This window comes from Pseudomonas sp. BF-B-30 (genome assembly GCF_019956305.1).
GTDB classification, from domain to species: Bacteria; Pseudomonadota; Gammaproteobacteria; order Pseudomonadales; family Pseudomonadaceae; genus Aquipseudomonas; species Aquipseudomonas jessenii.
The window spans coordinates 278,548-292,385 of the sequence record NZ_JAHBDG010000011.1 but is presented as its reverse complement, the minus strand read 5'-3'; the positions used below and the strand labels follow the sequence as shown (position 1 = coordinate 292,385).

Here is a 13,838-nt window from a genome sequence, read left to right as displayed (position 1 = left end):
GCATTAAAAAGCGGATCAGATGGCCGTGTTTGCACGAACTGCGACAACTTGAAGCAGCCGACGCTGTGGGGTCCATGGGGCTTTGCAAAACAGCGGCGGCAAGTGCGGATCAACCCCGGTCAAATCACCGAACCACTGTCGGTAGCTTTCAGGTGCCGGCGTCCATCCACCGCGCCTGCGACGGTCAAGGCGTCGGCCTCGGCTTCCGTGATGTAGATGCGCTCGCCTTCGATGTCCACTGCCGACATGGCCATGGCACCGTCGGTGATGATGGTCACGTCGGGACACAGACGAATGAGTTCGCCATTTTCAGTGGTGAAAAAGCAGGTCTGGTTCTCGATGCGTACGGTCATGACGGGATCCTTTTTTCAGTGGAAACTAAAGTTTCAGGCCGCAACCGCCGGTCATCGTTCTGTGCAACCGATTAATGGTCGCTGCGGTCCACCGTCCATGGCCCCTCACAAGGACAATCCCATGAACACTTGGTGGCACGAAGTCTGGGTGACGCTGCAAGGCGAGTTCGCCGACATCGGCGATGCCTCGCAATTGACGCGAGTGACCGTGCGCCTGTTGATGGCCGCGGTGCTGGGCGGGATTCTCGGGTTCGAGCGTGAACACCAGGGCAAGGCCGCCGGCGTGCGCACCCACATGCTGGTGGCAATGGGGGCGGCGCTGTTCGTGTTGGTGCCGCAGATGTCCGGCTCACAGGCCGATGCCATGAGCCGGGTGGTGCAGGGCGTGATTGCCGGGATCGGCTTCCTGGGGGCTGGCACTATCCTGAAAAATCGCGATGGCGATGAGGGGCACGTCAAGGGCCTGACCACCGCCGCCGGCCTGTGGATGACCGCCGCCATCGGCGTCGCGGCCGGGCTGGGCCGGGAGGCGACGGCGGTGTTCAGTACGTTGTTGGCGCTGGGCGTGTTCAGTGTGATGCCGGGGATTGTGAAACTGATCGACAAGGATCACCAATGAGATCGTTCCCCGGCAGTATGGAAGCGATCAACTGTCGTCATTCAGGGGGCACAATCACCGGCGGCATCGTCGTTGGCGGTTCTTCCCTTGGTGGCGGGTTCGTGCCGGGCGGATCCTGTTCGGGCACCGGTTGCGGATCGCTGGGTGGGATCACCGGGTTGTCGATGTTGGGATCGGGGGTTTCAGCCGGGAATGGATTGTTCATTGTTCAAGCCTCCAGTGGCACATGGCGTGAGTCGTGCTTAAGTAGGTGGACTGATTGGTTGACCGCAGCGCGAAGCACTTGATTCCGGGAATTGCCGATGAAACTTTCCCGGCGGCTGTCGCTCGGAACCTAAGTGAGTGCATCTCGGGGCGGATTGCCCGGCGGGGTGGCGACCAGACACAAGCGCGTCCATGGGGCGTAAGGAGAGAGGCTCGATGACGGCTGAAAAACCGACTGAGTTGAGCTACAACCCGCACATGCCGCTGTCGCAGGCGTTGTTGCTGCCGCGTATCGTCATTGAAAACATCATGCCGATCCTTGAAGGCGGACAATTCGCCGTCAAGGCCGTGGTGGGGCAGGACGTGGTGGTGACGGCCAAGGTCTTCGCCGACGGGCATGACAAGCTGGCGGTGCGCGTGCGCTGGCGGGCCGAGGACGAGGACGCCTGGCAAAGCGCGGCCATGAACGACCTGGGCAATAACGGCTGGCAAGGGCAGTTCCGGGTCGACAGCCAGGGCCGTTATCTGTTCTGTATCGAAGCCTGGATCGATCAGTTCGCCAGTTTTTGCCATGAGCTGGAAAAGAAGCATGCGGCAGCAGTGCCCGTCAGTCTGGAATTGCAGGAAGGGCGGATTCATGTCCAGCAGGCTGCCGAACGTAGCGAAGGGCTACTCAGCGAGCAACTGGCGGCCTTGCACCATGAACTGTCAGGACTGCTCGAAACCGAGCAGGTCGCACTGTTTTTGCACCCGCGTAGCGCCGACCTCATGGCCCGCGTCAATCATCGCGCCTACCTGAGCCTGAGCCCGGAGTACCCGGTGGATGTCGAGCGCGAACTGGCGCAGTTCGCCAGCTGGTATGAATTGTTCCCGCGCTCGATCACCGACAGCCCGACGCGCCATGGCACCTTCAATGACGTGCATACGCGGCTGGCGATGATCCAGGACATGGGTTTCGATGTGCTGTATTTCCCGCCGATCCACCCGATCGGGCGCAGCTACCGCAAAGGCCCGAACAACTCGCTGACGGCGGGTCCCGATGATCCGGGCAGCCCCTATGCGATTGGTAGCGAGGAAGGCGGGCACGAGGCGATTCACTCGCAATTGGGTACCCGCGAAGACTTTCGCCGACTGGTGGCGGCCGCTGCGGCCCATGGTCTGGAAATCGCCCTGGATTTTGCCATCCAGTGTTCCCAGGACCATCCATGGCTCAAGCAACACCCCGGCTGGTTCAACTGGCGGCCGGACGGCACGATCAAATATGCCGAGAACCCACCGAAGAAATACCAGGACATCGTCAACGTCGACTTCTATGCCCCCGAGGCGATTCCGAGCCTGTGGGTGGAACTGCGCGACATTGTGGTGGGCTGGGTCGAGGAGGGCGTGAAGATCTTTCGCGTCGATAATCCGCACACCAAGCCGTTGCCGTTCTGGCAATGGCTGATCGCCGATGTACGGGCGCTGTACCCCGAGGTGATCTTCCTCGCCGAAGCCTTTACCACCCCGGCAATGATGGCGCGCCTGGGCAAGGTCGGTTACTCCCAGAGCTATACCTATTTCACCTGGCGCAACACCAAGGCCGAACTGGCGACCTACTTCACCGAACTCAACGAGTCGCCGTGGCGAGAATGCTACCGGCCGAATTTTTTCGTCAATACACCGGACATCAACCCGGCGTTCCTCCACGAATCCGGGCGTCCCGGGTTTCTCATTCGCGCCGTGCTGGCGACCATGGGCTCGGGCCTTTGGGGCATGTATTCGGGTTTCGAGTTGTGCGAGTCGGCTCCGGTACCGGGTAAGGAGGAATACCTCGATTCCGAGAAGTATGAGATCCGCCCGCGGGACTTCAACGCGCCGGGCAACATCATTGCCGAGATCGCCCAGCTCAACCGCATCCGACGGCAGAACCCGGCGTTGCACACGCATCTGGGCCTGAAGGTCTACAACGCCTGGAACGACAACATCCTGTACTTCGGCAAGCGCAGCGCCGATGGGGGCAATTTCATTCTGGTGGCGGTCAGTCTCGATCCGCACAACGTGCAGGAAGCGAACTTCGAGTTGCCGTTGTGGGACATGGGCTTGCCTGACTACGCCAGCACCCAGGGCGAAGATTTGATGAATGGTCATCGCTGGACCTGGCACGGCAAGCAGCAGTTCATGCGGATCGACCCGGCTTACCAGCCGTTCGGGATTTGGAGGATAACTGTTTAAACGCAAAACCTGTGGGAGCGAGCTTGCTCGCGATAGCAATTTTGTGGGCAACCTCTTTATTGAATATTCAATTGTCATCGCGAGCAAGCTCGCTCCCACGTAGACCTCATTGCGTTTGACTCGAGTGACCAGCCCGGCGGAACTTTCGAATTCACCAGGAGTTGCACATGGCGAAGAAACCCAAGGCAGCCACATTCATCAAGGACCCGCTCTGGTACAAGGACGCGGTGATCTATCAAGTCCACGTCAAATCGTATTTCGACTCCAACAACGACGGGATTGGCGACTTTCCCGGCCTCATCGCCAAGCTCGATTACATCGCCGACCTGGGCGTCAACACCATCTGGCTGTTGCCGTTCTATCCCTCGCCACGGCGCGATGACGGCTACGACATCGCCGAATACCGGGGCGTACACAGCGACTACGGCACCATGGCCGATGCCAGGCGTTTCATTGCCGAGGCGCACAAACGCGGCCTGCGGGTGATCACCGAACTGGTCATCAACCACACCTCCGACCAGCACCCGTGGTTCCAGCGGGCGCGCAAGGCCAAACCCGGATCGGCGGCGCGGGACTTCTATGTGTGGTCCGATGACGATCAAAAATACGATGGCACCCGCATCATCTTTCTCGATACAGAGAAGTCCAACTGGACCTGGGACCCGGTCGCCGGCCAATACTTCTGGCACCGTTTCTACTCCCACCAACCGGACCTGAACTTCGATAACCCGCAAGTCATGAAAGCGGTGCTGTCGGTGATGCGTTACTGGCTCGACATGGGCATCGACGGCTTGCGCCTGGACGCGATTCCCTACCTGATCGAGCGCGATGGCACCAACAATGAGAACTTGCCGGAAACCCACGACGTCCTGAAAAAGATCCGTGCGGAAATCGACGCCAACTACCCCGACCGCATGTTGCTGGCCGAGGCCAATCAGTGGCCGGAGGATACTCAGTTGTACTTCGGCGACACCGACAAGAAAGGCCTGAACGGCGATGAATGCCACATGGCCTTCCACTTCCCGTTGATGCCGCGCATGTATATGGCGCTGGCCCAGGAAGATCGTTTCCCGATTACCGACATTCTGCGCCAGACCCCGGATATACCCGCCAACTGCCAATGGGCGATCTTCCTGCGCAACCACGATGAGCTGACCCTGGAGATGGTCACCGACAAGGAACGCGACTACCTGTGGAATTATTACGCCGCCGACCGTCGCGCCCGGATCAACCTGGGGATTCGCCGCCGCCTGGCGCCGCTGATGGAACGCGACCGCCGTCGGGTCGAGCTGCTCAACAGCCTGCTGCTGTCCATGCCTGGCACGCCGACCCTGTATTACGGCGATGAGATCGGCATGGGCGACAACATCTACCTCGGCGACCGCGACGGTGTGCGCACGCCCATGCAATGGTCCATCGACCGCAACGGCGGTTTCTCCCGCGCCGACCCGGCAAGCCTGGTGCTGCCGCCGATCATGGATCCGCAATATGGCTATCTGTCGGTCAACGTCGAAACCCAGGCTGGCGACCCGCATTCGCTATTGAACTGGACCCGGCGCATGCTCGCCGTGCGCAAGCAATCCAAGGCCTTCGGGCGCGGTACGTTGAAGATGCTGTCGCCGAGCAACCGGCGGATTCTGGCCTACACCCGTGAATACACCGGGGCGGACGGCAAGCACGAAGTCATTCTGTGCGTGGCCAACGTGTCGCGCAGCGCCCAGGCCGCCGAGCTGGATCTGTCGGCCTACGTCGGCATGGTGCCGGTGGAGATGCTCGGGGGTAACGCATTCCCCCCCATCGGCCAGCTGAACTTCCTCCTGACGCTGGCGCCTTACGGCTTCTACTGGTTCGGCCTCGCCGCGGAAAACCAGATGCCAAGCTGGCACGTGGAGCCTGCACAGAGCCTGCCGGACTTCACCACGCTGGTGCTGAAAAAACGCATGGAGGAACTGCTCGAAGCACCGTCACGCACCACGCTGGAGCAAAGCATCCTGCCCAACTGGTTGCAGAACCGCCGCTGGTTTGCGGGTAAGGACGCCGCCATCGAACAGGTCGAACTGGCCTATGGCGTGCGATTCGGCGATCCGCAGCACCCGGTGCTGTTCAGCGAGATCAATGTCACCAGCGGTGGCCAGAGCAGCCGCTACCAGTTGCCGTTCGGTTTTATCTCGGAAGATCAGGTCGGTACTCCCTTGCCGCAGCAATTGGCATTGTCGCGGGTACGGCGTGGGCGCCAGGTCGGCCTGATCACCGACGCCTTCAGCCTGGACACCTTTGTGCATGCCGTATTGCAGGGCATTCAGGCCGGCACCGTATTGGCATCCAGCGATGGCGACATTCGCTTCGAGTCCACCGCCGAACTGGAAAAGCTCGGCCTCAATGCCGAGTCGCCGGTGCGTTACCTGTCCGCCGAACAGTCCAACAGCTCGGTGGTGATCGGCAACAGCCTGGTGCTGAAGCTGATCCGCAAGGTCGCCTGCGGCGTGCACCCTGAGCTGGAAATGAGCGCGTACCTGACGCAAGCCGGGTTCAGCAATATTTCGCCATTGCTGGGGGCCGTGGTGCGCCGGGACGGGGCGGGTGAAGATAACTTGCTGATGATCGCCCAAGGCTACCTGAGCAATCAGGGCGACGCCTGGGAATGGACCCAGAACAACCTCGAACGGGCGCTTCGTGATGAACTGGCCGACGCCGTGTCCGAGCAGGAACAGCATTACAACGCGCTCGGCGAACTGAAAGATTTCGCCGCTATGCTTGGTCAGCGTCTGGGGGAAATGCACCAGGTGCTGGCGGCGCCGAGTGCCAACCCGGACTTCTTGCCCCAGGTCACTACGCAGAAGGAAGCACTGGCCTCGGCCAAGGATGTCGCGGCGCAAATCGAGCGCGCGCTGAACTTGCTCAAGCAGCATAAAAATCAACTTGACCCGGCGGACCAGACCCTGGTCGGCCGTTTACTGGACAACAAGAAAGCCATCCTCGGCCATGTACAGGCGTTGGGTAAAAAGACCGCGGGCGGCTTGCGCATTCGTGTGCACGGCGACCTGCACCTGGGGCAGGTGCTGGTGATCAAGGGCGATGCCTACCTGATCGACTTCGAAGGCGAACCGGCCCGGCCATTGCATGAACGACGGGGCAAACACAGCCCGTACAAGGATGTCAGCGGCGTGCTGCGGTCCTTCGACTATGCGGCGGCGATGGCGATCAACGTGCAGAGCGTCGATAACACCGCAGCGGCCGATGCCGCGCGCTTGCGGGTCACCGATCGCTACTTGAGCGAGGCGCGGCAAGCATTTGTCGACGCTTATCGGCTGGCGGCAGCTAGTCTTGCCCATGCATGGCAAGATCCCGAAGGCGAGGATGCCGCGCTGGCGTTGTTCGGTCTGGAGAAGGCGGCGTATGAAGTGGCTTATGAGGCGGAAAATCGCCCCGCCTGGTTGCCCGTGCCGTTGCACGGTTTATATGGATTATTGAGTGGGCTTAAACCCTTTTCCGATCTTGATGGAGAGTAGTCATGAGTGTCTCGAACAAGGAACAGGGTCATCACAAAGAAGCGCTGCTGCCCAGGGCGCGGGATATCGACGCATTGGTGCGCGCCGAGCATATCGATCCTTTTGCGATTCTTGGCCCCCACGCTGATGGCGCTGGCGGGCAATTCATTCGCGCGTATCTGCCGGGTGCCTTGAGTGTGCAGGTGCTGGCCAGGGATACCGGACAAGAGCTCGGCCAACTTGAAGCCACGGAGACGCCGGGATTGTTTGTCGGGCATTTCGAACGTGCGCAAGCGTATCTGCTGCGCACCCGTTGGGCCGGCGGCGAGCAAACGGCAGAAGATCCTTACAGCTTCGGTCCGTTGTTGGGCGAAATGGATTTGTATCTGTTTGCCGAAGGCAATCACCGCGACCTCAGCGGGTGCCTGGGCGCGCAACTGACAACCGTGGACGGCATCGACGGCGTGCGTTTCGCCGTGTGGGCGCCGAATGCCCGGCGGGTGTCGGTGGTCGGTGATTTCAACGTCTGGGACGGGCGCCGGCACCCGATGCGCCTGCGTCACCCCACAGGCGTCTGGGAATTGTTCATCCCGCGCCTGCAAGCCGGGGACACCTACAAATACGAGATTCTCGGCGCCCACGGCATCCTGCCGTTGAAGGCCGATCCCGTGGCGTTGGCCACCAGCCTGCCACCGGACACCGCCTCGAAAGTCGCTTCACCCTTGAACATCGACTGGCAGGATCAGGACTGGATGATGTCCCGGGGCGACCGCCAGCGGGTGACGGCGCCGTTGTCGATCTACGAATTGCACGCCGGCTCGTGGCAATGCGAGCTGGACGATCTGGGCGAAGTGGCCCGCCAGTACACCTGGCCCGAGTTGACCGAGCGGCTGATTCCCTATGTCAAAGACCTCGGTTTCACCCACATCGAACTGATGCCGATCATGGAGCACCCATTCGGCGGCTCGTGGGGTTATCAGTTGTTGTCGCAATTCGCGCCGAGTGCGCGGTATGGCACGCCGGACGAGTTCGCCGCGTTCATCAACGCCTGCCACCAGGCCGAACTCGGGGTGATTCTCGATTGGGTGCCGGCGCATTTCCCCACCGATACCCACGGCCTGGCCCAGTTCGACGGCACGGCGCTGTACGAGTACGGCAACCCGCAGGAAGGTTTCCATCAGGACTGGGACACGCTGATCTACAACCTGGGTCGCACCGAAGTGCATGGTTACATGCTGGCGTCGGCGCTGCACTGGCTCAAGCATTTCCACGTCGACGGCCTGCGGGTCGATGCGGTGGCGTCGATGCTCTACCGCGACTACTCGCGCAAGGCCGGCGAGTGGGTGCCGAACCGCCATGGCGGGCGGGAGAACCTGGAAGCCATCGACTTCCTGCGTCACCTCAATGACGTGGTGGCCCTCGAAGCGCCCGGTGCGCTGGTGATCGCCGAGGAATCCACCGCATGGCCCGGTGTAAGCCAGGGCACGCAACAGGGCGGCCTGGGCTTTGCCTACAAATGGAACATGGGCTGGATGCACGACTCGCTGCATTACATCCAGCAGGACCCGGTGTACCGCGCCCATCACCACAACGAACTGAGTTTCGGCCTGGTGTATGCGTGGTCCGAGCGCTTCATCCTGCCGATCTCCCACGATGAAGTGGTGCACGGCAAACACTCGCTGATCGACAAGATGCCCGGCGACCGCTGGCAGAAATTCGCCAACCTGCGGGCCTACCTGAGTTTCATGTGGGCGCATCCGGGCAAGAAACTGCTGTTCATGGGCTGCGAGTTCGGCCAGTGGCGCGAGTGGAACCATGACCAGCAACTGGACTGGTACCTGTTGCAATACCCCGAGCACCAGGGGGTGCAGAAACTGGTGGCCGACCTCAACCGCTTGTACCGCGAAGAGCCGGCGCTGCATGAGCAGGACGACGTGCCGCAGGGTTTCCAATGGCTGATCGGCGATGACGCGATCAACAGCGTTTATGCGTGGTTGCGCTGGAGCAAGGACGGCGAACCGGTGTTGGTGGTGGCCAACTTCACGCCAGTGCCACGCGAGGCTTATCGCGTCGGGGTGCCGTTTGCCGGGCAGTGGAACGAGGTGCTCAACAGCGACTCGTCCATCTATGCCGGTTCCAACTACGGCAACAGTGGCGGGGCGGTGGCCGAGGAAACGCCGAGCCATGGCCAGGCGTTGTCGTTGGTGCTGAATTTGCCGCCGTTGGCGGTGTTGATGTTAAGGCCGCAGGGCTGACCCGAAGTCGGCGGTGCTGCAATTCGCGAGCAAGCCCGCTCCCACACTGGTTTTGAGTACGACGCCAATCCAATGTGGGAGCGAGCCTGCTCGCGAAGGGGCCGGTGCTATCGACGCCGACACCCGGCAATGAATGGCCGTGATTCAGAGATGCACTTCCACCGCCAGCGGCAAATGGTCAGACAGGTGCGTCCACGGCTTGTTTCCCAGTATTTGCGGCTCATGGCTGCTGGCGTTGCGCAGGTAGACACGGTCCAGGCGCAGCAAGGGAAACCGCGCGGGGTAGGTTTTGGCAGGACGACCCAGGTGGCGTTCGAAGGCTTCGTGCAAGTAATCGCGGCGGACAAGGGTGGCATTGCCCTGCATCTGCCAGTCGTTGAAGTCGCCGGCAATGATCACCGGCGCATCATCCGGCAGGGACTCGAGGAGCTGACAGAGCAACTGCAACTGCAGCTGACGATGGCTTTCCAGCAGGCTGAGGTGAACGCAGATCGCATGCACTTCGCGATGACCCGGTACGTCCAGCACGCAGTGCAGCAAGCCACGGCGTTCCGGGCCGGTAATGGAAACATCCAGGTTTCGATACTCGCGGATCGGATATTTCGACAGCAGGGCATTGCCATGGTGACCGTCGGGATAGACGGCATTGCGCCCATAGGCGAAGTCGCTCCACATGCTGTCGGCGAGGAATTCATATTGCGAGGTTTGTGGCCAATCGTTGTAGCGGGAGGAGTGGCGGTCGTGCTCGCCGACGACTTCTTGCAGGAACACCAGGTCTGCCGACGTACTGCGCACCGCTTCACGCAATTCAGGAAGGATGAAGCGCCGGTTGAGTGCGGTAAAACCCTTATGGGTGTTGACCGTCAGCACGCGAAGCCGATGAATCGCCGGGGGCGTGTTCAATGGCATTGATTCGGTTACCTGCGGTTTTGAATGACTGGCCACATGCACTCCTCTGACTCAGGGCTGCTTATGTATGCGACTGATGCGATAGCAGGCAGTTCAGTCCAATGGGCTGCGTTTTCAAACCAGCACAATTTCATAAGGCAAACGGATACGCTCCAGCAGCGGCCGGGGCAGCAACGGCGCGAGGCCGATGGCCGGTTCGCCGTCCAGTTGGCTGGCGTAGGCGTGGGTGGCGTGACTCTTGCGGGCGACGGTCCAGGTATCGAGGCGCACCTTGCGGGCACGGTGCCAGGGAATCAGCTCCCGGTCCCGTGCCGGCCAGTGCCAGGCCCAGAACGGTACGTCGTTGTAGGTGGCCCCGATATTGGCCGCCGCCCTGGCGCTCGCGCGGCCAACCGTGTCGTGGTCGACATTGCCGTCCTGGCGCCAGGTGCTGAACACCACATCACCTGGGCGCAGGTAGCGCGTGATGAATCGGGCGATCTGATCTTCCTGCTCCGCCAGCGCGTTATCGGTAAACCCGCCACGAATCCACTTCAGGCTGTGCATTGGCAACCCGAGTCGACGTATGGCTTCCACGCTTTCCTGGGGACGAAATACGCTGAGGCGTTTTTCCGACCACTGCTGTGACCCCGGATGGCTGGCGCTGCCGTCGGTGATCGAGATCAATTGCAGCGGGTGGCCCAGGTTACTGAGCAATTGCAGCAGGCCGCCGCAGGTCACGACTTCATCGCCGGGGTGCGGGGCAATGAGCACCGCGCGTGCGCCGGTGGGTACCAGGGATTGGGTGTTGATGACCGGAATGCTGTCCAGTTGCGGGGCGCTGTTCCAGATCTGTGAGGGCAGGCTGACTTCGCTCAGGGAAACGGGTTTCATGGTGGATACGTCCTTGTTCTGCGTCGCCTTCAGTCGTGCACGGGACAAGCCCGGCAGACCCGTGAGGGCTGGTGGATAGCGGCGCGACAAGCCAAACCCTGGATTGCCGCGAATCGAGTATTGCTCATGTAACGCTATTCGTCGCGTCGTGAAGTTATCCGCAATGATATTTCCGCCCTGCGGTGTTACGGCCATGAATACCTGGCGTCTCTTTTACTCTTCTTCCTCATGCTGCAATTCGAACAGCAGCAACGAACGGCCGGTGACCGAGTACTCGTGGCCAAACTCAAAGCGCTCCTGGCCGCGGATCGACGGTTGGTTGGTGTCGATCATGCATGTCCAGAAACCGCCGTCAGGCACTTCAGGCAGCCGGAAATTGACGATGTCGTGATGTGCGTTGACCACCAGCATCAATGTCGCGTCGACGCCTTTGCGGCGAATGCCGGTTTCCTGGGCGCGGCCATCGAGCAGCATGCCCAGGCATCGATTGTGCGCATCGTGCCAATGCTCGGTGGTCATTTCCGTACCGTCCGGCGCCAGCCAGGTCACATCCTTGACGCCGATATCCTCGTTGTAATTGCCCACCAGGAAACGCCCGCGCCGCAGGACCGGGTAGGTCAGGCGCAATTTGATCAGGCGTTTGACGAACTTGAGCAGGGCCTTGCCGTCGTCGCTGAGGTCCCAGTTGACCCAGCCGGTCTCGCTGTCCTGGCAGTACGCATTGTTGTTGCCGTCCTGGGTGCGGGCGAACTCGTCGCCGGCCACCAGCATTGGCGTGCCTTGGGCCAGCAGCAGGGTGGCGAAGAAATTGCGCATCTGCCGATGGCGCAGCGCGTTGATCTCGGGATCGTCGGTGGGGCCTTCGACGCCGTGGTTCCAGGACAGGTTGTTGTTGCTGCCGTCTTGATTGTTTTCGTCGTTGGCTTCGTTGTGCTTGTCGTTGTAGGACACCAGGTCATTGAGGGTGAAACCGTCGTGGGCGGTGACGAAATTGACCGATGAGTAAGGCCGCCGACCACGTTGGTTGAACATTTCGCCCGAAGCGGTCAGGCGGTTGGCAAAGTCCGCCAGTTGCCCGTCGTCGCCTTTCCAGAAGGCGCGCACGGTGTCGCGGAACTTGTCGTTCCACTCGACCCAGCCCGGCGGAAAATTGCCGACCTGATAACCGCCGGGGCCGCAGTCCCACGACTCGGCGATCAGTTTGACCTGACGCAGCACCGGGTCCTGGCGGCAGGCCACCAGGAAACTGTGGCGCTCGTCGAAACCGTCGTGATAGCGCCCAAGGATGGTTGCGAGGTCGAAGCGAAAGCCGTCCACGTGCATTTCCGTGGCCCAGTAGCGCAGGGAGTCGGTGACCATTTGCAGCACGCACGGGTGGCTCAGGTCCAGGGTGTTGCCGGTGCCGGAATCGTTGATATAGAAGCGTTTGTCATCGGGCATCAGGCGGTAGTAGGACGCATTGTCGATGCCGCGCATGGACAGGGTCGGGCCTTGTTCGTTGCCCTCGGCGGTGTGGTTGTAGACCACGTCGAGGATCACCTCCAGATTGGCTTCGTGCAGGTGCGCGACCATTTCCTTGAATTCGGCAATCTTGCCACTGGCCAGGTACCGCGGGTCGGGGGCGAAGAATGCGATGCTGTTGTAGCCCCAATAGTTGGTCATGCCCTTGTGCAGCAAATGCTGGTCGTTGACGAACGCATGGATCGGCAGCAGCTCCACGGTCGACACACCGAGTTTGCGGATGTGCTCGACCACTTCATCGACCATCAACCCGGCAAAGGTGCCGCGCAGATTTTCGGGGACGGCAGGGTGACGCATGCTGAAGCCGCGCACATGGGTTTCATAGATGATCGTCCTGTCCCACGGCACGCTGACACGATGATCGTGGCCCCAGGTGTGCGCCGGGTCGATGACCTTGCATTTGGGCACGAAGGGCGCACTGTCCCGCTCATCGAAGCTGAGGTCGGCGTCGGGGTGGCCGATGGTGTAGCCGAACAGCGCTTCGGACCATTTCAACTTGCCCACCAGTTGTTTGGCGTAGGGGTCGATCAGCAGTTTGTTGGGGTTGAAGCGATGGCCGTTGGCCGGGTCGTACGGACCGTAGACGCGATAGCCATAAACCAACCCCGGATGGGCGTCGGGCAGGTAGCCGTGGTAAATCTCGTCGGTGTATTCGGGCAGTTCGATGCGTTCGAGTTCCACTTCGCCGGCGTCGTCGAACAGGCACAGTTCAACCTTGGTGGCGTGGGCGGAAAACAGGGCGAAGTTGACTCCCAGTCCATCCCAGGTGGCACCCAGCGGAAAGGGCAGGCCTTCGCGGATTCGTGTGGTTTCGGCACGAGGGGCTGGCGCGGCGGCTTTCTTCGGACTGGTCATAGGTACTCCTGTAAACGGGGGTTACCTGTAGGAGCGAGCTTGCTCCGGGCGGCGCTCCGACGAAAACGGTGTGTCAGGCAACATCAATGCTGGAAGTGATGGTCTCTTCGCGGGCAAGCCCGCTCCCACAGGTATTGTGAGTTGCCACAGATTGCAGCCATACCTTCAAACACTGTGGGAGCGGCGGTGCGGCGGTCCGACTTGCCCGCGAAGGGGCCTCAAGACATATTCAAACCGCTGGCGGTTTTCGCGCAGCCCGGGGTTTTTTCGCGACGGCCTTTTCCCCCGGTGGGATTACCTTCGAAGCCGCCGCCGGTTTGGCCTTGGTTTTTGGCGCGGCGACCTTGGCATCGCCAGCCTTGCCATTGGCCGTTTTGCTGACCGGGGTTTTCGGGGCAGCCTTGGCCGGTTTTTTCGGGGCCAGGGCTTCGGCTTCCGCCAGTTTGCACGCCATCTCCCAGTGGCGGGCTTCCTGGCCTTCGGGTTTTCCTTCGGATTCCCAGATCTGATAGGCAAATTCGCGGATGCGTTTTTCGTCGGTACTCATCGC

At 61.1% G+C, this 13,838-nt stretch carries 10 protein-coding genes; 4 read left to right on the top strand and 6 right to left on the bottom strand.

The features are described 5' to 3' along the window. Nucleotides 1–119: 119 nt before the first annotated feature. Nucleotides 120–353, bottom strand: coding sequence for a DUF3203 family protein (locus tag KGB29_RS07775; RefSeq protein WP_057714965.1), 234 nt, complete (start codon nt 351–353; stop codon nt 120–122). 121 nt (nt 354–474) lie between these two features. On the opposite strand from KGB29_RS07775, the gene KGB29_RS07770 reads away from it, so the two are divergent. Beyond that, nucleotides 475–972 carry an MgtC/SapB family protein gene (locus KGB29_RS07770; RefSeq protein WP_057714964.1) on the top strand — a complete coding sequence of 166 codons (498 nt, stop codon included), beginning with the start codon at nt 475–477 and terminating at the stop codon, nt 970–972. Between the two features lie 37 nt (nt 973–1,009). Here the strand turns inward: KGB29_RS07770 and KGB29_RS07765 are convergent, their stop codons facing one another. Further along, nucleotides 1,010–1,177 (bottom strand): hypothetical protein, encoded by a 168-nt coding sequence (locus KGB29_RS07765; RefSeq protein ID WP_167362862.1) that lies wholly within the window; start codon nt 1,175–1,177, stop codon nt 1,010–1,012. Between the two features lie 215 nt (nt 1,178–1,392). Between KGB29_RS07765 and KGB29_RS07760 the strand changes: the two genes are divergently transcribed. The 3 genes from KGB29_RS07760 to glgB all read left to right on the top strand — a co-directional run bounded on the left by KGB29_RS07760 (nt 1,393) and on the right by glgB (nt 9,130). Continuing rightward, nucleotides 1,393–3,387: an alpha-1,4-glucan--maltose-1-phosphate maltosyltransferase gene (locus tag KGB29_RS07760; protein WP_150813240.1), complete on the top strand. Its 1,995-nt coding sequence runs from the start codon at nt 1,393–1,395 to the stop codon at nt 3,385–3,387. Nucleotides 3,388–3,554: 167 nt separating this feature from the next. After that, complete coding sequence (treS, locus tag KGB29_RS07755) at nt 3,555–6,896, top strand: maltose alpha-D-glucosyltransferase (protein WP_150813239.1); 3,342 nt, start codon at nt 3,555–3,557, stop codon at nt 6,894–6,896. A gap of 2 nt (nt 6,897–6,898) precedes the next feature. Further along, on the top strand, nt 6,899–9,130 hold the full coding sequence (glgB, locus tag KGB29_RS07750; protein ID WP_150813238.1) for a 1,4-alpha-glucan branching protein GlgB: 2,232 nt from the start codon (nt 6,899–6,901) through the stop codon (nt 9,128–9,130). A gap of 144 nt (nt 9,131–9,274) precedes the next feature. Here glgB and KGB29_RS07745 read toward each other — a convergent pair whose 3' ends face one another. The 4 genes from KGB29_RS07745 to KGB29_RS07730 all read right to left on the bottom strand — a co-directional run bounded on the left by KGB29_RS07745 (nt 9,275) and on the right by KGB29_RS07730 (nt 13,835). After that, nucleotides 9,275–10,039, bottom strand: coding sequence for an endonuclease/exonuclease/phosphatase family protein (locus tag KGB29_RS07745; RefSeq protein ID WP_150813237.1), 765 nt, complete (start codon nt 10,037–10,039; stop codon nt 9,275–9,277). A gap of 114 nt (nt 10,040–10,153) precedes the next feature. After that, nucleotides 10,154–10,912 carry a PIG-L deacetylase family protein gene (locus KGB29_RS07740; RefSeq protein WP_150813236.1) on the bottom strand — a complete coding sequence of 253 codons (759 nt, stop codon included), beginning with the start codon at nt 10,910–10,912 and terminating at the stop codon, nt 10,154–10,156. Between the two features lie 213 nt (nt 10,913–11,125). After that, nucleotides 11,126–13,288 (bottom strand): glycogen debranching protein GlgX, encoded by a 2,163-nt coding sequence (gene glgX / locus KGB29_RS07735; RefSeq protein WP_057714958.1) that lies wholly within the window; start codon nt 13,286–13,288, stop codon nt 11,126–11,128. Nucleotides 13,289–13,517: 229 nt separating this feature from the next. Beyond that, on the bottom strand, nt 13,518–13,835 hold the full coding sequence (locus KGB29_RS07730) for a DUF2934 domain-containing protein (RefSeq protein WP_150813235.1): 318 nt from the start codon (nt 13,833–13,835) through the stop codon (nt 13,518–13,520). Nucleotides 13,836–13,838 lie beyond the last annotated feature (3 nt).

Coding starts and splice junctions, on each gene's coding strand:
- KGB29_RS07775 (WP_057714965.1), bottom strand. CDS start 353: ATGACCGTACGCATCGAGAACCAGACCTGCTTTTTCACCACTGAAAAT.
- KGB29_RS07770 (WP_057714964.1), top strand. CDS start 475: ATGAACACTTGGTGGCACGAAGTCTGGGTGACGCTGCAAGGCGAGTTC.
- KGB29_RS07765 (WP_167362862.1), bottom strand. CDS start 1,177: ATGAACAATCCATTCCCGGCTGAAACCCCCGATCCCAACATCGACAAC.
- KGB29_RS07760 (WP_150813240.1), top strand. CDS start 1,393: ATGACGGCTGAAAAACCGACTGAGTTGAGCTACAACCCGCACATGCCG.
- treS (WP_150813239.1), top strand. CDS start 3,555: ATGGCGAAGAAACCCAAGGCAGCCACATTCATCAAGGACCCGCTCTGG.
- glgB (WP_150813238.1), top strand. CDS start 6,899: ATGAGTGTCTCGAACAAGGAACAGGGTCATCACAAAGAAGCGCTGCTG.
- KGB29_RS07745 (WP_150813237.1), bottom strand. CDS start 10,039: ATGCCATTGAACACGCCCCCGGCGATTCATCGGCTTCGCGTGCTGACG.
- KGB29_RS07740 (WP_150813236.1), bottom strand. CDS start 10,912: ATGAAACCCGTTTCCCTGAGCGAAGTCAGCCTGCCCTCACAGATCTGG.
- glgX (WP_057714958.1), bottom strand. CDS start 13,288: ATGACCAGTCCGAAGAAAGCCGCCGCGCCAGCCCCTCGTGCCGAAACC.
- KGB29_RS07730 (WP_150813235.1), bottom strand. CDS start 13,835: ATGAGTACCGACGAAAAACGCATCCGCGAATTTGCCTATCAGATCTGG.